1 pseudogene is annotated in these 995 nt (G+C 68.9%); it reads left to right on the forward strand.

Annotation, left to right across the window (positions count from 1 at the left end):
* Positions 1 to 995: pseudogene (locus tag R1101_RS28670) on the forward strand (peptidoglycan D,D-transpeptidase FtsI family protein); the annotation flags it as partial.

A 995-nucleotide genomic window follows, 5' to 3' on the forward strand; every position in this document is an offset into this window, starting at 1 on the left:
CGCCCGAGGCGTCGATCCGGGGGTCGCGGCGGAGATCGTCGACGAGTACGGCAAGGTCGGAACCGAACGTCAGGACATCCGCCTGTACCCGGGTGGTTCCCTCGCCGCCAACCTCGTCGGGGCTACCGGCTGGGACGGACACGGCCTGATCGGGCTCGAAGCATCGATGGACGCCGTGCTGGCGGGCACCGACGGTTCGTCGACCTACGACCGCGGTTCCGACGGTGCCGTGATCCCGGGCAGCTGGCGCGACCGGCAGCCGGCGGTCGACGGTTCGTCCGTCGAACTCACGATCGACAACGACCTGCAGTACCACGTGCAGCAGGAGGTACAGCGCGCGAAGGATCTGTCCGGTGCGAAGAACGCCTCCGCCGTGGTGCTCGACGCGCACACCGGCGAGGTGCTCGCCATGTCCAACGACGGCACCTTCGACCCGTCGATCGGTGTCGCGAACAACCCGCCCGACGCCGAACAGGGCAATCTCGCGGTCAGTTCGCCGTTCGAACCCGGATCCGTGAACAAGATCATCACCGCGGCCGCGGCGATCGAGGACGGTCTGACCCGACCCGACGAGGTCCTGCAGGTCCCCGGCACGATCACCATGGCCGGCGCGACCGTCAAGGACGCCTGGGATCACGGGGTCGTGCCGTACACCACCACCGGTGTGTTCGGGAAGTCGTCGAACGTCGGCACGCTCATGCTCGCGGAGCGGATCGGCGAGGACCGCTTCGCCGAGATGCTGCGACTGTTCGGACTCGGGCAGCGCACCGATGTCGGCCTGCCCGGCGAATCGTCCGGTCTGCTGCCCAGCCGCGAACAGTGGTCGGGTGGTACCTTCGCGAACCTGCCCATCGGTCAAGGGCCTGTCGATGACTCTGCTGCAGATGAGCGCGATCTACCAGACCATCGCGAACGACGGCGAGCGTGTCCCGCCGCGGGTCGTGCGCGCGACGATCGCGCCCGACGGCAGCCGCACCGAGACCGCCCCGCCCGGA

It is taken from the genome of Rhodococcus sp. R1101, from assembly GCF_000278445.1.
GTDB classification, from domain to species: domain Bacteria; phylum Actinomycetota; class Actinomycetes; order Mycobacteriales; family Mycobacteriaceae; genus Rhodococcus; species Rhodococcus gordoniae.